Genomic DNA, 19982 nt, shown 5'->3' with positions numbered 1-19982 from the left:
CACTCACTCGTTCGGCGAGGGGCGCACGATGAACACCGGTCGGCTGCCACGCAGAAGCACTTCCTGGGCCACCGAACCGGCCAGGGTGCGCGCCAGCCCGGAGCGCCCGTGCGTGGCCAGACAGATGACATCGCAGTCCAGGCGTTCGGCGGCCTGGCAGATGGCCTCGGAGACCTTGCGTCCGGTGACGAGCTCCACGCGCGTGGTGATGCCGCGCGCGGTGGCCTCGGGGGGGATGAGGGCCCGGAGCTCCGCGGTGAGCTGATCCCGATCGCTGCGCTCCTGAGCGGTGGAGGGCTCGGGCAAGGCGTAGCCGGTCCCCATGGGGGGCGCTCCGGCGGGAAGCGGGAGCACGTGGAGCAGGTGGACCGTGCCGCCGGCGGGGGCCAGGGCATAGGCGTAACGCACGGCCTCGGAGCCCTCCTCGGAGAGATCCGTGGGCGCCAGCACCCGGCGCGTGTGGGGGATGGCGCGCGTCGAGGCGGCGCTGGTAGGCACGCAGAGCACGGAGGTGGGTGCCTCGTGCAGCACCCGCTGGGACACGGAGCCATGCCACCACCGGCTCGCTCCGGCGCGCTGGTGCGTACCGACCACCACCAGATCCACCGCCTCCTTGCGCGCCAGGTGGACCAGCGCCTCCGAGGGGCGCCCCAGCCCGGGCTCCAGGTGTACCCAGACGGCGCCGCTGCCCGGCATGTCGCCCAGGCGCGCCGTGAGATCCCGGCGCAGGGCCTGCTCGGCCTCGGGTGCTACCTCCGCTCCCGAGTGGAGGGGAACGCCATAGCGTGCGTGCGCATCCGCGCCCCAGTAATGGTGCGCGGCGATCACCTCGCAGGGGCCGAGCGCTCGCATCCGGCGCACCCACGCTACCGCGGCATCCGAGGGCGTGGAGAAGTTCAGCCCGAGCAGCACCCGTAGCGAGCGCTCACCGCGAGCCCAGGCCTCGATGGGGTGAGGGGAGCGCAGTACGAGCACCGGGCAGCGTGCCGACTGCACCACCCGCTCCACCACGCTGCCGATGCGCCAGCGCGGCGCCCGCTGCCCGTGGTGGGAGAGCACCAGGAGTGGGGCATGGACCTGGGCGGCCAGCTCGATGAGCACCTCGTCCGGGGCGCCGTCCAGCAGGTGCGTCGTCACGGGGACTTCCCGGCGCCGCAGCTCCACCGCCTGCTGTTCCAGGCGCGAGGTTGCCTCCCGGCGCAAGGTCTCTTCCGTGGCGGATGAGCGACCCGCGCTCCCAAAGTCCAGCACGTGCGCCAGGTGGAGCGCCTCGCCCCCGCGATGGGCGAGGGCCGCCGCGGCATAGGCCGCGACAGTCGCCTGCTCCGAGAAGTCCGTTCCGAAGACGATGGCCATGGGAGCTCCCTTCCATGCTCCTTCCCGTGCCCGGGGGAGCGCCTGGCGCTATGCGCGTTACTCGTACTCGGCTGCCTCGCTCAGGCGGTCCAGGTCGGCGATGAGCTGTTGCGCGTAGCGCACCAGATCCGCCTCGGTGACGATGCCCAGCAGCGCGTCTTCCTCGCCCACCACAGGCAGGCAGCCAAACTTGTTGTCCAACATCACCGCCACGGCCTCGCGCAGCGGGGTGTCCGGACGCACCGTGCGTACCTCGCGGTTCATGATGTCCGCGGCCCACAGCGGCTGCCGGGCCGGGTCCGGACACTTGAGGCCCGTGGCCTTGAGCAGGTCGCGGTGGGTGATGAGCCCCACCAACTTTCCACCCCGGACCACGGGCAGGTGCCGGATGCGGTTGAGGCGCAGCAGCTCGTCCGCGATGGCCAGGTTCTGCGTTTCCTTGAGCGTGACCAGCTCTCGGGTCATCAACTCGCCGACAGTCTTCATGATGAAGTGACTCCAGCTCGAAATGGCTTCGAGATTCGGCAATGCACTTTCGGGTCCAGGCCACGGTCCCCCAGAAGGACGGTGGGACCGAGGCGGGAGGGGCGCAAGGTTTGCGTCCCCAACGGACACTCCGCAGATCCTGCGGGGCAGGTTGAATGGTGCTCCCCCGTGCGCTACACCCTCGCCTCGTCGCTAGGGGTGCCCCCCATCAAGGGGCTGAGACGGCCGTGGGAGCGGCCAGACCCTTGGAACCTGAACCGGTTAATACCGGCGGAGGGAAGCGGCGGGCGCTCCACGCCACGCCTGCCTCTTCCCCGTCGTGAGGAGGAGTCACATGAGCGGAGCGTCCAGGAGCCTCAAGGTCGACGGCAAGGTCCTCGAGGGCATCACCCAGGGGGCGTTGCCAGCCTCTCGGAAGGTTTATGTCCCTGGCGAGCGGTACCCGGAGCTGCGGGTGCCCCTGCGCGAGATCAGCCAGACGCCCACCCGCCATGGCCACGGCCCGGACGCCTCGGTGACGGCCAACCCGCCGGTGTTCGTCTACGACTCCAGCGGTCCTTATACGGATCCCGACGCGCGGATCGATCTGCGCCAGGGGCTCTCGCCCATCCGCTCCAGCTGGATCGCATCGCGCGGGGACACCGAGGAGCTGACCGGTGTCACCTCCGAGTATGGCCGCACGCGGGAGGAGGATCCGCGCCTGGCCGGGCTGCGCTTCGGCCACCGGCGCAAGCCGCGGGTGGCCCGGAGCGGCGCCAACGTCACGCAGATGCACTACGCGCGCAAGGGCGTGATTACTCCGGAGATGGAATTCGTCGCGGTGCGCGAGAACCTCAAGGTGGAGGCGGCGCTGGCTGCCCAGCACCCGGGCCACTCCTGGGGCGCGGCCATCCCGAAGAAGATCACCGCGGAGTTCGTGCGTGACGAGGTGGCTCGGGGGCGCGCCATCATCCCGGCCAACATCAATCACCCGGAGCTGGAGCCGATGATCATCGGCCGCAACTTCCTGGTGAAGATCAACGCCAACATCGGCAACTCCGCCGTCACCTCCTCGATCGAGGAGGAGGTGGAGAAGATGGTGTGGTCCATCCGCTGGGGCGCCGACACGGTGATGGACCTGTCCACCGGGCGCAACATCCACGAGACGCGCGAGTGGATCCTCCGCAACGCGCCGGTGCCCATCGGCACGGTGCCCATCTACCAGGCGCTGGAGAAGGTGGGCGGCAAGGCCGAGGAACTCACCTGGGAGATCTACCGCGACACGCTCATCGAGCAGTGCGAGCAGGGAGTGGATTACTTCACCATCCACGCGGGCGTGCGGCTGGCGTACATCCCGCTGACGGCGAAGCGGCTCACTGGCATCGTCAGCCGGGGTGGCTCCATCCTCGCCAAGTGGTGCCTGGCCCACCACCGGGAGAACTTCCTCTACACGCACTTCGAGGAGATCTGCGAGATCATGAAGGCGTATGACGTCAGCTTCAGCCTGGGCGATGGCCTGCGTCCCGGCTCTATCGCGGACGCCAACGACGCGGCCCAGTTCGGCGAGCTGGAGACGCTGGGCGAGCTGACGCAGATCGCCTGGAAGCACGACGTGCAGGTGATGATCGAGGGGCCGGGCCACGTGCCCATGCACCTCATCCAGGAGAACATGACGAAGCAGTTGGCGGTGTGCGGCGAGGCGCCCTTCTACACGCTGGGGCCGCTCACGACGGACATCGCGCCGGGCTACGACCACTTCACCAGCGGCATCGGCGCGGCGATGATCGGCTGGTTCGGCACGGCGATGCTCTGCTACGTCACCCCCAAGGAGCACCTGGGCCTGCCGGACAAGGACGACGTGAAGGAGGGCGTGATCACCTACAAGATCGCCGCCCACGCCGCGGACCTGGCCAAGGGACACCCAGGGGCGCAGGCGCGCGACAACGCCCTGTCCAAGGCCCGCTTCGAGTTCCGCTGGGAGGACCAGTTCAACCTCTCGCTGGACCCTGAGCGCGCGCGGGCCTTCCACGACGAGACGCTGCCGGCCGAGGGCGCCAAGGTGGCCCACTTCTGCTCCATGTGCGGCCCGCAGTTCTGCTCGATGAAGATCACCCAGGAGGTGCGTGACTACGCCCAGCAGCAAGGGGTCGCCGCGGAGGCCGCGCTCCAGAGCGGGATGGTCGAGAAGAGCGAGGAGTTCAAGAAGACGGGCAGCGAGATCTACCGCTGAGACCCTGGGCCCGTTGACACACTGCGCTACCCGTTGCGTGACATTTCAGCCGGGCACTGGCAAGAATGCGGCGAAAGGGCGCGGTACACGCGCCCGTACACTTTTGTAGGGGGTTTCCATGGAGCAGCAACAGCAGGGCTCGCCGTTCCTGACGGGCTCACCGGCACCGACTGAGGATGACAAGACCATGGCGCTCCTGGCGCACATTGGTGGCATCGTCTTCCCGATCATCGTGCCGGCCATCATCATGGCCACCAAGGGCGAGCAGTCGCCCTGGGTGAAGTCTCAGGCGGTCGAGGCGCTCAACTTCCAGATCGGCGTCTTCATCGGCTACGTGGTCTCCACCGTGCTCACCGCGGTGTGCATCGGCGCGCTGCTGCTGCCGGTGGTGTTCATCGGGGCCACGGTGCTCGGCATCATCGCCGGGCTGAAGGCCAAGGAAGGCCAGTTCTACCGCTACCCGGCCACCATGCGGCTGGTGAAGTAGCTCGGGACAGCGGCTCTCGCGGGCGAGGCGGCTCCCCTCGGGGCGCCGTGCTCGCCCGTGGCGTTTGTGGCCTCAGCCGCCGATGCCCATCATCGGCAGGAGCGTGGCGCCGTTGCCGGCCTCGGTGAAGCGGTGGCCTTCCGGCTTCTCGCCAAGCGCGCCGCGAATGGCCAGGGCCAGCTCCGTGTCCGTGGCACCGCCGCGGATGAGCTGGTGCAGTGGGGCCTGCGCGCGGCCGCCCAGGCAACTGCGCAGGTCTCCGTTGGAGGCCACCCGCACGCGGTTGCACCCGCCGCAGAAGTTCTGGGTGAGGGGAGAGATGAAGCCCACTCGGCCCGTGGGCGCGCGCCAGTAACGCGCCGGGCCCGAGGTGGCGCTGGAGGCGTCCTCCGCAGGCTCCGAGACCAGGGCGAGGCCTGAGGCCTGTAGCCGCTCGACCAGCTCCGCGCTGGGTACCGGCGTGCCCTGACCAAAGGGCATCAGCTCGATGAAGCGCGGGGTGATGCCCCGCTCGTGTGCGTGCCGCACCAGGGCCGGGACCTCGTCGTCATTCACGCCCCGCATGACGACGACGTTGAGCTTGAGCGAGGAGAAGCCCACCCGGGCCGCAGCGTCGATTCCGCGCAGTGTGGTGGCGAAGTCTCCCTGCTTGGAGATGCGGCGGAACGTCTCCTCGGAGAGCGTGTCCAGGCTCATGTTGAGCTGGGTGACGCCCGCCTCGCGCAGCGGCGCGGCCAGTCGCTCCAGGTGGCTGGCGTTGGTGGTGATGGCCAGGTGCCGTACGCCGGGCAACGCCGAGATGCGCTGGGCGATCTCCAGGATGTCCGGGCGGATGAGCGGCTCGCCGCCCGTGAGCCGCACCCGCTGGATGCCCATGCTCGCGAAGACGGAGACGATGCGCTCGAACTCCTGCGCGGTGAGCAGGTCCTTCTTGCCTCCCCAGGAGGCGGGCGAGCAGTAGGTGCAGCGGAAGTTGCAGCGGTCGGTGATGCTCAGCCGCAGGTACGTCATCCGCCGTCCCTGGGCGTCCAGGAGCGGGGGCGCGAGCGGCGAGGGGGTGGACTGCGAGGCGGCGGGCATCACGGGCTTCTCTTTAACAGCCTTCCACGCGGGGAACAGTCCTCCGCGCGGGGAAACGTTCAGCGGTGCCCGGGAGCCTTAGTTCTTGGGGAGGTAGGGCAGGGCCGATTCGGGAGCGGGCGTCAGCTCCATGTCGTCGTCCTCGGTGAGCTTTTCCAGCTCGGCCTCGGCCTCCTGGGCCTGCGCCTCCACCTCGAGCGGCTTGAGCTTGCGCTCGGCCATCTCCATCTTGATGCGGACCAGGCCCTCTTCGCCGATGTCCAGGAACGCCCGCACCACCTCGGGATCGAACTGCGTGTTGGCGCAGCGTTTGATCTCCTGGATGGCGTTGGCGAACGTGGTGCCCTTGCGGTACGGCCGGTCGCTCGTCATCGCGTCCAGCGTGTCCGCCACCGCGAAGATGCGCGCGCCGATGTGGATCTCGTGCTTCTGCAGGTTGCGCGGGTAGCCGGCCCCGTCCCACCGCTCCTGGTGCGACAGGACGATCTGCGCCGGCGTGTCCAGGAAGGGGATGTTCTGGATCATCTGGAAGCCGATGTCCGGGTGCTTGCGCATCTCCATCCACTCGTCCGGGGTGAGCTTGCCCGGCTTGAGCAGCACCGCGTCCGGCACGCCGATCTTCCCGATGTCGTGCAGCAGCGCCCCGCGGCCGATCTCGTCGAGATCCTTGCCGCCAATGCTCATGCGGTGGGCGATGGCCGAGGTGTAGGAGACGACGCGCTGCGAGTGGTCCGACGTCTCGTGCTCGCGCGCGTCCAGCGCCGCCACCAGCGCCAGCAGCGTGTTCTGGTACGTGTTGGCGATGTCCTTGAGTGCCGTGCGCAGCTCGGCGGTGCGGTCACGCACCTTGCGCTCGAGCTTCTTCTGGTACCGCTTCCGGGCCAGCTCGATCCGGCGCTTGGCCAGGGCGCGCTCGATGGCGCGGATGAGGTCCGTCAGCTTGGGTGGCTTGAGCAGGTAGTCCACCGCGCCGCGGCGAAGACAGTCCACCGCGGACTCGGTGTCGCCGTAGCCGGTGAGCATGATGACCGAGGTGTCCGGGAGCCGCTCGCGCAGGTTCTCCAGCAGCCAGAGACCATCCCGGCCCGGCATCTTCATGTCGCTGATCACCAGGGGCGTCTCGGCCTCGCTGGCGACGTCCAGCGCCATCTCGGCGCCGCTGGCGACGACGCAGTTGTAGCCCTCCTCCGTGAGGAGGACGGAGATGACGTCGCGGACGGAGTCGTCGTCGTCCACGATGAGGATGCGGGGAGGAGCGGGGGGAATGGCTTCCACGGGGGGGGATTCTAGAGGTTTCCGGGTTTCGATCGCCAACAGGTACGCGTATTTACCACCTTCCCTGCCTTGCCGGTCGCCCCCCTATCCGGGATGCGGCAGGTTGCTTCAGGGTGCTTCAGGCTGGTGCCCTAGCACTGAAACGGTCATACCGGAAGGGTGTGAGGTCCACCGAGGGGCGCTCTCCCAGGAGGCACTGCGTCACGAGCTTGGCCGTGAGGGGCGCCAGGAGGATGCCGTTGCGGAAGTGGCCGGTGGCCAGGAAGAGGCCGGGCAGGGGGCCGGGGCCGAGGATGGGCAGGCGATCCTCGGTGTAGGGGCGGAAGCCGGCCCAGGACTCGGTGACGGAGGCGTGGCCGAGGGTGGGGCACAGCTCCACGGCCATGGCGAGGATGCGAGCGAGCCCTTCGGCGGTCACCTGCTTGTCGAAGCCAGCGAACTCCATGGTGCTGCCGGCGATGAGGCGCCCGTCCGTGCGAGGCACGAGGTAGCCCTTCTCGGAGGTAAGGATGTGGGTGATGACGGGCAGCCGTGTCTGGAGCTGAACCATCTGCCCTCGGGCGGGGCGGACGATGCGCGGGTCGAGCGCGCTGCCCTGCACGAGGCCGGACCAGGAGCCGGCGGCGATGACGACGGCGTCGGCTCGGAGGGGCTCTCCGTCGAGGTCCACGCCGACGGCGCGGCCGCGCTCTTCGATGACCCCGCGCACGTAGCCGCTGCGGAAGGTGGCGCCCACGCGCGCGGCGGCCATGGAGAGGGCGCGGACCAGGAGCCGGTTGTCGACCTGGTGGTCGTCGGGGAAGCGCAGGGCGGCCAGGACGAGCGGGGAGAGCTGGGGTTCGACCTCGCGGGCCTGAGCGTTGTCGAGCAGCTCCGCGCGCAGGCCGATGGCCCGCTGCCAGGCGGCGGCGGCCTCCAGGTGGTGGACCTCTCCTTCGGTGAATGCGGCCTTGAGGACGCCGCAGGGGAGGTAGGCGATGTCCACGCCGGTGAGCTCGCGCAGCTCGGAGGCGAGGCCGGCGTAGAGGGCGCGGCTGCGCAGGCACAGCTCGAGAAAGGGGCCAGGGCCTTCGGCTTCCATCTGTGGGCCGAGGATGCCCGCAGCGGCGCTGGAGGCCTCGGCGCCGGGGATGGAGCGCTCCAGTACGGTGACTTTCACACCGGCCTGGCGCAGGCGCAGGGCGATGCCACAGCCCATGACTCCGCCGCCCACGATGATGACGTCCGTGACACTCATGGCGCCTGCTTACGACGCTTTGGGGTCACTGTCCTTTGTCTTCCAGCACATCCGAGAGGCGGGTGGCTGCCAGGGCGCGGTCGAACCAGCGATCGAGGGTCGCCAAGTCTGTGCATGCCAGTATGCGTTGCCGGGTGGTGTCATCCACCTGCACGCCGCGCGTGGCCAGAATCCGGAGAACACCCTCGGCACGTCCCTTGGCTTGCCCCTCGGCCAATCCCTTGAGCCAACCTTGCTGGCGGCCTTTTTCAAGGAATTCCTCACCCCAGGTTCCCATCAACTCCTCCGCTCGTTGCACCCCCACCACAGAACGTAGCATGCCCACTACGAGGGTCTGTGAGGAGGGAGTTCCTACCCGTAGTAGGTAGTGTACCACCGTACCTACCTCTTCGACCCCGCCCGGAGCCGCGCTCACCTGCTCGAAGAGCGCAGTCCAACCCGGCAACTGCTGAGCCAGTTCCAGGGTGCGCCCGAAGCGCAGGGCCAGTAACGCCAGCCGCACCAGCGGTGGGCCGGGACGCGCCATCCATGCCTCTGCTCGCTCAGAGGTCAGGTCATCCACCCGATATCCGAAGTGCGGCACCAGCGCTTTCCAGGTCTCTGGGCGCGCACCCTCTTGAGGGAAGTCGAAGAGTTCTTCGATACGGCGAGGCGCGGACCAGGCGCCTTCGGGCCCGTGGTACATGACCAGCGGGATGATGACTGGCAGCCGCACGCGCTCAGGGTGCTGTTTGCGCCAGTGGTCGAGCTGGCGAACGACATAACGCAGCATGCGCAGGGCCATCCACGGGTCCACCGACGACTGGTGCTCCAGCAACACATAGAAGAGGACTGAACGGCCACTCCGAACGCGGGCTGAGAACAGCAGATCGCTCTCGGTCTCTCGTAGCTCCGGGTCCACCACCGAGCTTGGCTCACGATTCAGCGTGGACCAGTCCACCTGGGCCACCACCTCGGGTGGCAGCACAGCCCGCAGCTCGGCGGCGGCTCGCTCGGGGTGGCCGAAGGTGAAGCGAACAAAGAGATCGTGCGGGCCGGACATCGCCCGCAGCGCTCAAGCATGAGACGGGCCAGCGCTGGCGTGCAGGCAAACGGCAGCGTTGAGGACTTGCCGCAGACAGCGACAGTCCCGCTCGGGAGATGCTGAGTCTCTCATTCGGGACGCTTGGGTTGGGGGGCGTCCTGGTTGACGGGTCGGGGCGCTTTCCGATACTCATGGAGCCGTGCGTCTCTCCGTGCATCACCATCATGCGCATCATCGGCTCGGCCCTGACGGGACCGCTCGCCGCGCGCATGCCTGGGTGACTGCCTAGAAGAACCACCCTCCCGGCCCTGCCGCAGTGACCGAAAGCCCGTCCCCCCAGGACGGGCTTTTTTCGTTTCAGCGTTCTCTCCACACACCACCCTGGAATCCCCCGATGCTGAAGATCGCCCTCCCCAACAAAGGTCGCCTCTCCGAAGAGGTTCGTGAGCTGTTCAATGACGCCGGACTCGAGGTCCGCGTCCGTGGCGAGCGGGCGCTCACTGCCTCCCTCGGCGGTGAATTCGAAGCCATCTTCGTCCGCGCTCAGGACATCCCCGAGTTCGTCGCCGATGGCGCCGCCCAGGCCGGCGTCACCGGATGGGACCTGGTCAACGAGGCCGGCCGTGAGCTGGACCTCCTGATGGACCTGGAGTTCGGTAAGTGCCGACTCGTCGTCGCCGCCCGTGAGGAGAGCGGCATCACCTCCGCCGACGATGTGAAGAATGGGATGCGCGTGGCCTCCTGCTTCCCCCGGCTCACCCAGGAGTTCTTCGAGAAGCGGGGGCAGCAGGTCACCGTGGTGCCCGTGTCCGGAGCGGCGGAGATTGCTCCCCACCTGGGCATCGCGGACATCGTCGTGGACCTGACCTCCACGGGCTCCACCCTCAAGATGAACGGTCTGCGCGAAGTGGTCACCGTGCTGGAGTCCAGCGCCCGGTTGGTGGCCAGCAAGAGCAACACCCCAGAGGCCGCTCGCAAGTTGGAGGAGCTGAAGCAGGCGCTGGGCTCGGTGCTCGCCGCTCGGGGCAAGCGCTACCTGATGGCCAACGTGCCTCGGAAGGCGCTCTCCGGCGTACGGGAAGTGCTCCCCGGACTGAATGGCCCCACGGTCGTGGACATCCTGAACAGTGACTACGTCGCCGTGCATGCCGTCGTCCCCGCCAAGACCATCTACCGCACCATCAACGCCCTGAAGGCCCTGGGCTGCGAGGGTATCCTCGTCACCCGCATCGAGAGGTTGATGCCGTGAGCGCCGACGCCCTCAAGTACCGCGGCCCCCTGGCCGCCCTGTCCACCGAGGACCGACGTCGCCTCCTGGACCGCTCGGGCCAGTCCGACGCCCAGGTTGCCTCCCGCACTCGCGACATCATCGAGCGTGTCCGCCGTGACGGGGACCGGGCGCTCCTGGAGATGGCACGAGAGTTCGACCGTGCCACCCTTACCGCCGTGGAGGTGCCTCGGTCCCGCTGGGAGGCGGCGCTCGCCTCGCTCGATCCGAAGGTGCGCCACGCCTTGGAGCGCGCCGCTCGTAACATCTCCAAGGCGCACGCCGCTCAGCGCCCCCACGCCACCGAGGTGGAGACCGAGCCTGGTGTCGTCGTGGGTCGGCGGCCCGATCCGCTCGGACGCGTGGGCGTATACGCACCAGGTGGCCGGGCCGTGTACCCCAGCAGCGTGCTCATGGGCGTGGTGCCGGCGAAGGTGGCCGGAGTAGGGGAGGTCATCGTCTGCTCGCCTCCAGGGCCGGATGGGCTGCCCGCGGCGGGTGTCCTCGCGGCGGCGGCGCTCGCGGGCGCGGACCGAGTCTTCGCCCTGGGCGGAGCGGGCGCCGTGGCGGCCATGGCCTATGGCACCCAGAGCGTGCCGCGCGTGGATCGCATCGTCGGCCCCGGCAATGCCTATGTCGCCGCGGCCAAGCTCCAGGTGGTGGACGCCGTCGCCATCGACGCGCCGGCCGGGCCCAGTGAGATCCTCGTCGTCGCCGACGGATCGGCGAATCCAGAGGCCGTGGCCCGCGAAATGCTCGCCCAGGCCGAGCACGATCCGGACGCCTGCTGTGTGACGCTCGCGGTGGGCTCCGCGCTGGCCGAAGCCGTGGCCTCGGCGGTGGAGCGCGCGGCGGCCCGGGCTCAACGCCGGGAGATCGTTGCTACCGCCCTGCGCGAGCGCGGCGCCGTGCTCAGTGTGGGCTCTCTGGACGAGGCGTGGCCCTTCGTCTCGGACTTCGCGCCCGAACATCTGCTGATTGCCACCGCCGCACCCCAGGAGCACCTCTCCCTCGTGCGCAACTGTGGCACCGTGTTCCTCGGCGAGCGCGCCTCCGTGGCCTTCGGTGACTACATGACGGGCGCCAACCACGTGCTTCCTACCGCGGGCCTGGGGCACGCCTACTCGGGGCTGTCCGTGCTCGACTTCTACCGGTGGACGACCTACCAGCGCGTGGACCGGGACGCGGCGGCGCGGCTCGCCGATGACGTGGGCGCCCTGGCCGACAGTGAGGGCCTCTTCGCTCACGCCGAAGCCGCCCGGGCCTGGAGGAATCCATGATCCGCACCCGACCCTCCTACCGGGACATCTCGCTCTATGCTCCGCCCGTGGTGCCGTGCCGTGTCGACCTGAGCGACAACACCAACCTCTTCGGCATGCCCCCGGCCGCCGAGCGCGCCCTTCGCGACGCCGCCACCTCCACCGTCACCCGGTACCCGATCAGTTACGCGCCGGACCTCAAGCAGGCGCTCTCCGCGTACACGGGCTTCGAGCCCTCCTGGCTGACCACGGGCTGCGGCTCGGATGATCTCATCGACTGTGCCTTGCGCGCCTTTCTGGAGCCCGGCGAGCGCATCGCCGTGCCGGATCCTTCCTTCTCGATGATGGGCTACTTCGCGAAGGTGAACGGCCTGCATTTCACCCCAGTGCCGCTCCGCCCAGACTTCGACATCGACGTCGATGCGATGCTCGCCACGGGCTCCCGGCTCCTCTACGTGTGCTCACCCAACAACCCCACCAGCACGGTGGCCTCGCGCGCCGCCCTGGAGCGGTTGGTGGACGCGGCCCCCGGCATCGTCCTCGTGGATGAGGCGTATGTGGAGTTCGCCAGCTCCAGCAACGTGGACCTGGTGCGCTCGCGGCCCAACGTGCTCGTCACCCGGACGCTCTCCAAGGCGTTTGGCCTGGCGGGCATGCGCGTGGGCTATGCGATCGGGCGTCCCGAGCTGGTGGCCGAGGTGGAGAAGGCGCGCGGCCCGTACAAGCACAGCGGCATCGCCGAGCGCATGGCCATCGCCGCCCTCACCGAGGATGTCGCTTGGATGAAGGCGCGCGCCGAGGAGGCGAAGGCGAATCGCCAGCGGATGGCGGAGGCACTGAAGGCACAGGGCCTCGAGCCCATGCCGTCCGAGGCCAATTTCCTCTTCGTCCCGCTGCCAGACGCGCCTCGGATCGCGTCGCGCATGCGGGAGCTGGATGTGAACGTCCGGGCATTCCAAGGCTTGACCGGGGTAGGGGATGCGCTCCGAATCGGCTGTGGACCCTGGCCCATGATGGAGGCGGCGCTCCAGGCGCTGCGGGAGGCACGGCGGTGAGGAGAGTGACCCTGTTCGACTATGGCGCGGGCAACCTGCACTCGCTGGCCAAGGCAATCGCCACGGTGGTGGGCGCGGACGTGCGCGTGCAGACTGACCCGGTGAAGGCACTGGACACGGACGTCCTCGTGCTGCCCGGTGTGGGCGCGTTCGGCGCCGCGGCGGCCCGGATGGAGCCCGGTCGCCAGAAGATGCGCCAGGCTCTGGAGAATGGACTGCCGTGTCTCGGCATCTGCCTGGGCATGCAACTGCTCTTCGAGGGCAGCGACGAGGGCGAGGGCCAGGGGCTCGGCGTCTTCAAGGGACGGGTGACGCGGCTGCGTGCCAGGCATGTGCCCCATATCGGCTGGAACTCCGTGGACGAGGACGCCGCCGTGCAGGGCACGAAGCTGGACACCGTCTACTACGCGCACAGCTTCGTCTGCCGCGCCGAGGAGCCCGAGGTGGTGGTGGGCTGGACCACCCATGAAGAGGACCGTTTCCCCGCCTCGGTGCGGCGCGGCAAGGTGCTCGGGGTGCAGTTCCACCCGGAGAAGAGCTCCACCGCCGGCGTCGCCTTCGTGCAGGCGTTCCTCAAGGAGGTGGCGCCGTGATCGCCATCCCAGCCATCGACTTGCGCGAGGGCGCCTGTGTACAGCTCGTGGGCGGCTCGTATGACGCCGAGAAGGTGCGGGTAAAGGATCCGATCGACGCCCTGAAGCGCTGGCGCGGCTTCGGTTTCAGCACCTTCCACGTGGTGGATCTCGACGCGGCGCTGGGCAAGGGCTCCAACATGGAGGTCATCACCCGGCTGCTGGGGCACGAGCCAGGCATCACCTTCACGGTGGGCGGAGGCGTACGCGAGACGGCCCGGGTGGAGGCAGTGCTCGCCAGCGGCGCCTCGTACGCCGTCGTGGGCACGCGCGCCATCGAGGACACCGCGTGGCTCTCCGAGATGGCGAGCCGCTTCCCTGGCCGCGTGGTGGTGGCCGCGGACGTGAAGGGCCGCGAGGTGGTGACGCGCGGCTGGACCGCTGGCAGCGCCCGGGACGTGGCCGACGTGCTGGCTGTCCTGGACCCGCTGCCCCTGGGAGGGCTGCTCGTCACCGCCGTCCACAAGGAGGGACAGATGGGAGGCGTGGACCTGCCGCTGATGCAGGAGGTGGTGCGAGGCTGCCGACACCGCGTGTACGCCTCGGGCGGCGTCACCACCCTGGAGGACCTGCGCGCCCTGGCGGAAGCCGGGGCCTATGGCGCCGTTATCGGCATGGCGCTCTACACCGGCACACTGGATGCGGCCACGGTCGCACGGGAGTTCGCATGACGGTCGTGACTCGAGAGACGAAGGAGACGCAGATTCGCGTCGAATTGGTGCGCGGCAAGGGTGTCGCCGAGGTGGACACCGGCCTGAAGTTCTTCGACCACATGCTGGGAACCTTCGCCCGCTACGCTGGCCTGGACATGAAGCTTCACGCGCGCGGGGACCTGCGCCACCACATCATGGAGGACGTCGCCATCGCCGTGGGCACCGCCGTGTACCAGGTGATTCCGCCCACCGCCGCCCGATACGGCGAGCGCACCATCCCCATGGACGATGCGCTGGTGCATGCGGCCATCGACACCTGCGGGCGCTTCTATTACCGCGGCCCGCTGCGCAACAAGCTCTACAACCACTGGATGCGCTCCTTCTGCGAGCACGCCAAGGTGACGCTCCACGTGCGCATCCTCCGGGGCAAGGACAGCCACCATGTCACCGAAGCCGCCTTCAAGGCCGTGGGCCTGGCGCTGCGAGACGCCATGGTGGACTCAGGCACCGTGTTCAGCACCAAGGGCTCGGTCGCCCTGGAGGTGAAGTGATGCTGACGCGACGGCTGATCGTCTGCCTCGACATGAAGGGCGGGCGCGTGGTCAAGGGCGTCCAGTTCGAGGGGCTGCGCGACGTGGGCGACCCGGTGGAGCTGGCCACGCGCTACGAGGCGGCGGGAGCGGACGAGATCACCTTCCTGGACATCTCCGCGACCGCCGATGAGCGCGAGACACTCTGGGACGTCGTCCAACGCACCGCCGAGCGCCTCTTCATCCCCCTCACCGTGGGCGGCGGGGTGCGCACGGTGGACGACGTGGGCCGCGCCCTGCGCGCCGGCGCGGACAAGGTGAGCATCAACTCGGCGGCGGTGACGAACCCCGAGCTGCTCACCGCGTGCGCCGAGCGCTTCGGCGCCCAGTGCGTAGTGGCCAGCATCGACGCGCGGCGCGAGGGCACCGGCTGGCGCGTCTACACGCGTGGAGGTCGCACCCCCACGGACCTGGAGGCCGTGGCCTGGGCCCGCGAGTGTGTGAAACGCGGCGCCGGGGAGATCCTCCTCACGAGCATCGATCGCGACGGGGCTCGTTCGGGGTATGACCTGGAGCTGACGCGGGCCGTCGCCGAGGGGGTGGACGTCCCGGTCATCGCCTCGGGGGGAGCGGGGAACGCACAGCACGTGCGCGACGCGCTCACGGAGGGCAGGGCGGACGCGGCACTGGTGGCCGGCATCCTTCATGACGGCCTCACCACCGTCGGGGCGATCAAGTCGCTGCTCCAAACGAGCGGCCTGAAGATCAGGAGCGTCGCATGACGACCGAAGCGCAAGGGTTGATGCAGGCCGCCGCCGAGGTGGCTCGGAAGTCCGGGGACGTGGCCCTCGAGTTCTTCCGCCGAGGCGTCACCGTGGACATCAAGGGAGACGGCACCCCCGTCACCGTGGCCGACCGCACCTCCGAGCAGACGGCTCGCGACTGGATCGAGGCGCGCTTCCCCCAGGACGGCATTCTCGGCGAGGAGTTCGGGGAAACACGGCCCGGCGCCCGGCGCCGGTGGATCCTCGATCCCATCGACGGGACCAAGACGTTCATCCGCGGCGTGCCGCTGTGGGGCACGCTGGTGGCCGTGGCCGAGGGCGAGCGCATCCTCGCGGGCGCCGCGTACTTCCCGGCCGTGAATGATCTGCTGGTGGCTGCTCCCGGCGCTGGCTGCTTCTGGAATGACAAGCGCACCCAGGTGTCCTCCGTGGCCCAGCTCTCCCAGGCGGTGGTGCTGTCCACGGACGAGCGCTTCCTCCAGTTCCCCGAGCGGGGCAAGGCGTGGCGGGAACTCGCCGCCAAGGTGTCCATGGATCGCACGTGGGGCGATTGCTACGGCTACCTGCTCGTGGCCACCGGTCGTGCCGAGGTGATGGTGGACGAGCTGCTCTCGCCCTGGGACGCGGCGGCGCTGCAGCCCATTATCGAGGAGGCTGGGGGCGTCTTTACCGACTGGGCGGGGGCGCGCACCTCGTTCGGTGGCAATGGCATCGCGACCAACGCGGCGCTCTCCTCCCAGGTGCGTGAGCTGCTGGGCGCGAACAAGAGGGCCTGATGCTGGACATCTCCAAGCTCGACTTCACCAAGGGCAACGGGCTGGTCACCGTGGTGACGCAGGACGCGGCCTCCGGTGACGTGTTGATGGTGGCGCACGCGGACCGCGAGGCCCTGGAGCGCACCCTGGCCACCGGCGAGATGCACTACCGCTCGCGCACCCGAGGGCTGTGGCACAAGGGCGCCACCAGCGGCAATGTGCAGCGCGTGGTGTCCCTCAGCGCCGACTGTGATGGAGACGCTGTCCTCGCGCGCGTCCAGAAGGCGGGCCCTGCCTGCCACACCGGCGAGGAGACGTGCTTCGGCCCGGGCCGGTTCGATGCCCTGGTGGCGCTGGATGCCACCATCTCCGAGCGGGCCGCCAAGGCGCCCGAGCCCGGACAGAAGCCCAGCTACACGCGGCGGCTCCTGGACGACCGGAACCTGCGGCTGAAGAAGATCGGCGAGGAGGGCGCGGAGCTCGTCACCGCTTGCGCCGATGGTGACAAGGCGCGCGCGGTGGAGGAGGCGGCCGACGTCCTCTACCACCTGCTCGTGGCCGTGCGCCCCCTGGGCCTTACCCTGGAGGACGTGAAACAGGTGCTCTCCAAGCGCGCCGCCAGTCCTCCCCGTTGAGGGGAGCCTTCCGAGGAGCCCGTGGCTCGCTGCCCACGCAGCCCGTGGGCGCCTGGAGCGCGGGCTCCTCTTTTCGCGGGGTTGAAGACCGGTTCGATTCCTGCAGCGCAGCGTCACCATGCACTGGAAACGATGGGGTGTGGGAGTCCTGCTCGTCCTGGGAGGGCTGATCGGCCTGTGGCGCCTGTCGAACGCGCGCGGCTTCCAGCTCTTTGGAGCGCTGCACCACCGGGTGGAGATCTCCGAGCGCGTGGTGGCGCTCACCTTCGATGATGGGCCCGGCCCTGCCAATACGCCGGCCGTCCTCGAGCTGCTCTCGCGCCACCAGGTGAAGGCCACCTTCTTCATGGTGGGTCGGAACATCGAGAGCCACCGGGAGCTCGCCGCCCGGGTGCTCGCCGAGGGGCACCAGCTCGGCAACCATTCCTACTCGCACGAGCGGCTCGTCCTCCGCTCTCCCTCCTTCGTCGAGCAGGAGATCTCCCGGACCGATGCCCTGCTGCGTGAGGTGGGCGTGCGCGGGGACATTCCCTTCCGCGCTCCCTTCGGCAAGAAGCTGTTCGTCCTGCCCTGGGTGCTCTCGCGCCAGGGGCGCCCGCACGTCACCTTCGACGTGGTGCCCGATGACCATGCCACGCAGGATGCCGCGCTCATCACTTCCCGGGTGCTCGAGGCCACACAGCCCGGCTCCATCATCCTGCTGCACGATGGCTGGGCCCCGAAGCCGGGCTCCATCGAGGCCGCCGGGCGCATCATCGAGAGCCTGAAGGCCCAGGGGTACCGCTTCGTCACCGTGTCCGAGCTGCTCGCTCTGGGGGGCGTGGCCCCGGCACGAGGTTGACCCTCGGAACCTGGGCTCGACGCGCTCGGTCAGGCTACCCAGCAGGTTGACTGCGAGCAGCTTTCCTTGTCAGCTCCCGATGGCTGAACTGCAAGGCAGCTTCGAGGTCCCGGCTCCTCGAAGCTCCTGGCCGTGCCACCGGAGAGGGTGTCCTTGGAGCACTCGCTCCGGTGGCGCGCGCCAGTCTTGTCCCAGCGAGGACTGACCGCCTCTGGGAAGCGCCGTCCCATCACTGGACACGGCGAAGTGTCCGATATTGGGACGCGCCTTCTCGCAAGCGGGCAGGTTCTCCGGGCAGGACGCCTCAATCCCGAGGGATTCCAGGGACTTACAGTCTCATTCACTTTTGGCACGGCCTTCGCTCATGAGGCGTGCCGTGGACATTCCTCGGACTCGCAAACCCAATCGCAAGCCCTGGCTCTTCGCGGCTGCCGGAGTGCTCGCGCTGGTGGCCATCACGGTGGGCCTGTCGCGGCTGCGGGCCGCCGCGCCCACCGTGGAGCGCGGCAGCGTGTGGCTGGATACGGTGAAGCGGGGGCCCATGCTGCGCCAGGTGAAGGGCGCGGGTACCCTCGTCCCCGAGCACATCCGCTGGCTCACCGCCGACACCGCCGGCCGCGTCGAGCGCATCCACGTGCGCCCCGGCGCCCCCGTGGAGGCGGACACCGTGCTCATGGAGCTGTCCAACCCGGACGTGCAGCTGCAGGCGCTCGAGGCCGAGCGGCAGCTCGCCAGCGCCGAGGCGGAGCTCATCGCCCTGCGCACCACGCTGGAGACGCAGCGCATCTCCCAGGAGGTCGCCCTCGCCAGCCTGGAGGCCGACTCCGCTCACGCCAGCCGTCAGGCCCAGGCCACCGTGGCGCTGCTGGACCGGTCCTATGTGCCCACGCTGGAGGCCCAGCAGGCGCGCGAGAAGGCCGGCGAGATGGGCCAGCGCCTGGCCCTGGAGCGCAAGCGCCTGAGCGTCCTGCAGGCCAGCTCCCAAGAGCAGCTCGCGGCTCAGCGGGGGCAGATTGAAAGATTGAAAGCGGTGGCGCGCTTCCGCCGTACCCAGGTGGAGTCGATGCAGGTGAAGGCCGGGGAGGCGGGGGTGCTCACCGAGCTGCCGCTGGAGCTGGGGCAGTGGGTCACGCCGGGCACGGTGCTGGCCAAGGTGGTGAAGCCCGAGCGGCTGAAGGCGGAGCTGCGCATCGCGGAGACGCAGGCGCGCGACATCCAGGTGGGCCAGAAGGCCCAGGTGGACACGCGCAACGGGGTGGTGGAAGGCACGGTGTCGCGCGTGGCGCCTGCGGCGAGCCAGGGCACGGTGCGGGTGGAAGTGACGCTGCCGGGAGAGCTGCCCCGGGGCGCGCGGCCGGATCTCACGGTGGAGGGCACGGTGGAGCTGGAGCGGCTGGGCGAGGTGCTCTCGGTGGGGCGGCCGGCGGGCGCGCAGCCCAACTCCACCATGACGCTCTTCCGGCTGCTGCCGGGCAGCGACGAGGCGGTGCGGGTGCCGGTGCAGCTGGGGCGGGGCTCTGTGAACGCCATCGAGGTGGTGCAGGGCCTTACCGAGGGTGACCAGGTGGTGCTCTCGGACATGACCGCGTGGGACGCGGTGGAGCGAGTGAGAGTGCGATGAGTACGACGGTTTCTGAGAGCGTGAAGCCCGAGGGCGTGACGGTGACGGCGGCCTCGAGCGCGGCGGAGGTGGTGCCGCAGAAGGCCCTCATCCAGCTGGAGGCCGTGACGAAGGTCTTCGAGACGGAGGAGGTGGAGACCCACGCCCTCTCGGACGTCCACCTCACGGTGCGGCCGGGCGAGTGGCTGTCCATCGTCGGCCCCTCCGGCTCGGGGAAGACGACGCTGCTGGCGGTGCTGGGACTGCTGGATACCTCCACCAAGGGCACCTACCTGCTGGACGGCAAGTCGGTGCTGGACTTGTCCCCCACGGAGCGGGCGCTGGTGCGCAACCGGCACATCGGCTTCATCTTCCAGAGCTTCAACCTGATCGGCGACCTGTCCGTGTACGAGAACGTGGAGCTGCCGCTCACGTACCGGGGCATGGGCGCGGACGAGCGGCGCAAGCGGGTGGAGAAGGCGCTGGATCGGGTGGGGATGAGCCACCGGGCGCGGCACATGCCCGGGCAGCTGTCGGGCGGTCAGCAGCAGCGCGTGGCGGTGGCGCGCGCGGTGGCGGGCGATCCGCTGATCCTCCTGGCGGACGAGCCCACGGGCAACCTGGACTCGAAGAACGGCGAGTCGGTGATGCAGCTCTTGTCGGAGCTGCACCAGGGTGGGGCGACGCTGATCATGGTGACGCACGATCCGGCGCAAGCGCGGCTGGGCACGCGCACGGTGAGCCTCTTCGACGGACGCATCGTCCAGGACGAGCGCCTGCGCTAGGCGCGCTCTCGCGAGATCTCCCGACCTCTAT

20 protein-coding genes and 1 riboswitch are annotated in these 19982 nt (G+C 69.3%); of the genes, 14 read left to right on the top strand and 6 right to left on the bottom strand.

Annotated elements, in window-relative coordinates:
- Positions 1 to 3 precede the first annotated feature (3 nt).
- Together SYV04_RS17540 and SYV04_RS17535 are read right to left on the bottom strand one after the other, a co-directional pair.
- Positions 4 to 1356 (bottom strand): universal stress protein, encoded by a 1353-nt coding sequence (locus SYV04_RS17540; RefSeq protein WP_321546951.1) that lies wholly within the window; start codon positions 1354 to 1356, stop codon positions 4 to 6.
- A gap of 57 nt (positions 1357 to 1413) precedes the next feature.
- Entirely contained in the window at positions 1414 to 1842 is a 429-nt protein-coding gene (locus tag SYV04_RS17535) for a CBS domain-containing protein (protein ID WP_321546950.1), read from the bottom strand.
- 184 nt (positions 1843 to 2026) lie between these two features.
- Positions 2027 to 2138, top strand: a riboswitch (TPP riboswitch).
- 38 nt (positions 2139 to 2176) lie between these two features.
- Here SYV04_RS17535 and thiC point away from each other — a divergent pair.
- Complete coding sequence (gene thiC / locus SYV04_RS17530; RefSeq protein ID WP_321546949.1) at positions 2177 to 4051, top strand: phosphomethylpyrimidine synthase ThiC; 1875 nt, start codon at positions 2177 to 2179, stop codon at positions 4049 to 4051.
- A 118-nt stretch (positions 4052 to 4169) separates the two neighbouring features.
- Entirely contained in the window at positions 4170 to 4538 is a 369-nt protein-coding gene (locus tag SYV04_RS17525; RefSeq protein ID WP_321546948.1) for a DUF4870 domain-containing protein, read from the top strand.
- A gap of 72 nt (positions 4539 to 4610) precedes the next feature.
- Here the strand turns inward: SYV04_RS17525 and moaA are convergent, their stop codons facing one another.
- The 4 genes from moaA to SYV04_RS17505 form a co-directional block, all read right to left on the bottom strand.
- A complete protein-coding gene (moaA, locus tag SYV04_RS17520) occupies positions 4611 to 5618 on the bottom strand; it encodes a GTP 3',8-cyclase MoaA (RefSeq protein WP_321546947.1) in 1008 nt (335 codons plus the stop codon).
- Positions 5619 to 5696: 78 nt separating this feature from the next.
- The gene (locus SYV04_RS17515; RefSeq protein ID WP_321546946.1) at positions 5697 to 6893 is read right to left on the bottom strand and encodes an HD-GYP domain-containing protein; all 1197 of its coding nucleotides are present in this window, start codon (positions 6891 to 6893) and stop codon (positions 5697 to 5699) included.
- 118 nt (positions 6894 to 7011) lie between these two features.
- On the bottom strand, positions 7012 to 8130 hold the full coding sequence (thiO, locus tag SYV04_RS17510) for a glycine oxidase ThiO (RefSeq protein WP_321546945.1): 1119 nt from the start codon (positions 8128 to 8130) through the stop codon (positions 7012 to 7014).
- Between the two features lie 25 nt (positions 8131 to 8155).
- Positions 8156 to 9172: an Rpn family recombination-promoting nuclease/putative transposase gene (locus tag SYV04_RS17505; RefSeq protein WP_321546944.1), complete on the bottom strand. Its 1017-nt coding sequence runs from the start codon at positions 9170 to 9172 to the stop codon at positions 8156 to 8158.
- Between the two features lie 376 nt (positions 9173 to 9548).
- On the opposite strand from SYV04_RS17505, the gene hisG reads away from it, so the two are divergent.
- From hisG to SYV04_RS17445, 12 genes are all read left to right on the top strand, one after another.
- On the top strand, positions 9549 to 10403 hold the full coding sequence (gene hisG, locus SYV04_RS17500) for an ATP phosphoribosyltransferase (RefSeq protein WP_321546943.1): 855 nt from the start codon (positions 9549 to 9551) through the stop codon (positions 10401 to 10403).
- Positions 10400 to 11701, top strand: a complete 1302-nt coding sequence (gene hisD, locus SYV04_RS17495) for a histidinol dehydrogenase (RefSeq protein ID WP_321546942.1) — start codon at positions 10400 to 10402, stop codon at positions 11699 to 11701. The genes hisG and hisD overlap by 4 nt, the downstream gene beginning before the upstream one ends.
- On the top strand, positions 11698 to 12735 hold the full coding sequence (locus SYV04_RS17490) for a pyridoxal phosphate-dependent aminotransferase (protein ID WP_321546941.1): 1038 nt from the start codon (positions 11698 to 11700) through the stop codon (positions 12733 to 12735). The genes hisD and SYV04_RS17490 overlap by 4 nt, the downstream gene beginning before the upstream one ends.
- On the top strand, positions 12732 to 13328 hold the full coding sequence (gene hisH / locus SYV04_RS17485) for an imidazole glycerol phosphate synthase subunit HisH (RefSeq protein WP_321546940.1): 597 nt from the start codon (positions 12732 to 12734) through the stop codon (positions 13326 to 13328). The genes SYV04_RS17490 and hisH overlap by 4 nt, the downstream gene beginning before the upstream one ends.
- Entirely contained in the window at positions 13325 to 14038 is a 714-nt protein-coding gene (locus SYV04_RS17480; protein ID WP_321546939.1) for a 1-(5-phosphoribosyl)-5-[(5-phosphoribosylamino)methylideneamino]imidazole-4-carboxamide isomerase, read from the top strand. Before hisH ends, SYV04_RS17480 begins: the two co-directional genes overlap by 4 nt.
- The gene (locus SYV04_RS17475; RefSeq protein WP_321546938.1) at positions 14035 to 14571 is read left to right on the top strand and encodes an imidazoleglycerol-phosphate dehydratase; all 537 of its coding nucleotides are present in this window, start codon (positions 14035 to 14037) and stop codon (positions 14569 to 14571) included. Before SYV04_RS17480 ends, SYV04_RS17475 begins: the two co-directional genes overlap by 4 nt.
- On the top strand, positions 14571 to 15332 hold the full coding sequence (gene hisF, locus SYV04_RS17470) for an imidazole glycerol phosphate synthase subunit HisF (protein WP_321546937.1): 762 nt from the start codon (positions 14571 to 14573) through the stop codon (positions 15330 to 15332). The genes SYV04_RS17475 and hisF overlap by 1 nt, the downstream gene beginning before the upstream one ends.
- Positions 15329 to 16111, top strand: a complete 783-nt coding sequence (gene hisN / locus SYV04_RS17465; protein WP_321546936.1) for a histidinol-phosphatase — start codon at positions 15329 to 15331, stop codon at positions 16109 to 16111. Before hisF ends, hisN begins: the two co-directional genes overlap by 4 nt.
- Positions 16111 to 16725, top strand: coding sequence for a bifunctional phosphoribosyl-AMP cyclohydrolase/phosphoribosyl-ATP diphosphatase HisIE (gene hisIE / locus SYV04_RS17460; RefSeq protein ID WP_321546935.1), 615 nt, complete (start codon positions 16111 to 16113; stop codon positions 16723 to 16725). The genes hisN and hisIE overlap by 1 nt, the downstream gene beginning before the upstream one ends.
- Positions 16726 to 16843: 118 nt before the next feature.
- The gene (locus tag SYV04_RS17455) at positions 16844 to 17566 is read left to right on the top strand and encodes a polysaccharide deacetylase family protein (RefSeq protein ID WP_321546934.1); all 723 of its coding nucleotides are present in this window, start codon (positions 16844 to 16846) and stop codon (positions 17564 to 17566) included.
- Positions 17567 to 17942: 376 nt separating this feature from the next.
- Positions 17943 to 19187, top strand: a complete 1245-nt coding sequence (locus SYV04_RS17450) for an HlyD family secretion protein (protein WP_321546933.1) — start codon at positions 17943 to 17945, stop codon at positions 19185 to 19187.
- Positions 19184 to 19951 (top strand): ABC transporter ATP-binding protein, encoded by a 768-nt coding sequence (locus SYV04_RS17445; RefSeq protein WP_321546932.1) that lies wholly within the window; start codon positions 19184 to 19186, stop codon positions 19949 to 19951. Before SYV04_RS17450 ends, SYV04_RS17445 begins: the two co-directional genes overlap by 4 nt.
- Positions 19952 to 19982 lie beyond the last annotated feature (31 nt).

Source organism: Hyalangium ruber (genome assembly GCF_034259325.1).
GTDB classification, from domain to species: Bacteria; Myxococcota; Myxococcia; order Myxococcales; family Myxococcaceae; genus Hyalangium_A; species Hyalangium_A rubrum.
This window is presented reverse-complemented; position numbering and strand designations above follow the sequence as displayed.

Excerpts from the sequence above, each read along its gene's own strand:
- SYV04_RS17540 (WP_321546951.1), bottom strand. The coding sequence starts at position 1,356 with ATGGCCATCGTCTTCGGAACGGACTTCTCGGAGCAGGCGACTGTCGCG.
- SYV04_RS17535 (WP_321546950.1), bottom strand. The coding sequence starts at position 1,842 with ATGAAGACTGTCGGCGAGTTGATGACCCGAGAGCTGGTCACGCTCAAG.
- thiC (WP_321546949.1), top strand. The coding sequence starts at position 2,177 with ATGAGCGGAGCGTCCAGGAGCCTCAAGGTCGACGGCAAGGTCCTCGAG.
- SYV04_RS17525 (WP_321546948.1), top strand. The coding sequence starts at position 4,170 with ATGGAGCAGCAACAGCAGGGCTCGCCGTTCCTGACGGGCTCACCGGCA.
- moaA (WP_321546947.1), bottom strand. The coding sequence starts at position 5,618 with ATGCCCGCCGCCTCGCAGTCCACCCCCTCGCCGCTCGCGCCCCCGCTC.
- thiO (WP_321546945.1), bottom strand. The coding sequence starts at position 8,130 with ATGAGTGTCACGGACGTCATCATCGTGGGCGGCGGAGTCATGGGCTGT.
- SYV04_RS17505 (WP_321546944.1), bottom strand. The coding sequence starts at position 9,172 with ATGTCCGGCCCGCACGATCTCTTTGTTCGCTTCACCTTCGGCCACCCC.
- hisG (WP_321546943.1), top strand. The coding sequence starts at position 9,549 with ATGCTGAAGATCGCCCTCCCCAACAAAGGTCGCCTCTCCGAAGAGGTT.
- SYV04_RS17490 (WP_321546941.1), top strand. The coding sequence starts at position 11,698 with ATGATCCGCACCCGACCCTCCTACCGGGACATCTCGCTCTATGCTCCG.
- SYV04_RS17475 (WP_321546938.1), top strand. The coding sequence starts at position 14,035 with ATGACGGTCGTGACTCGAGAGACGAAGGAGACGCAGATTCGCGTCGAA.
- hisF (WP_321546937.1), top strand. The coding sequence starts at position 14,571 with ATGCTGACGCGACGGCTGATCGTCTGCCTCGACATGAAGGGCGGGCGC.
- hisN (WP_321546936.1), top strand. The coding sequence starts at position 15,329 with ATGACGACCGAAGCGCAAGGGTTGATGCAGGCCGCCGCCGAGGTGGCT.
- hisIE (WP_321546935.1), top strand. The coding sequence starts at position 16,111 with ATGCTGGACATCTCCAAGCTCGACTTCACCAAGGGCAACGGGCTGGTC.
- SYV04_RS17455 (WP_321546934.1), top strand. The coding sequence starts at position 16,844 with ATGCACTGGAAACGATGGGGTGTGGGAGTCCTGCTCGTCCTGGGAGGG.
- SYV04_RS17445 (WP_321546932.1), top strand. The coding sequence starts at position 19,184 with ATGAGTACGACGGTTTCTGAGAGCGTGAAGCCCGAGGGCGTGACGGTG.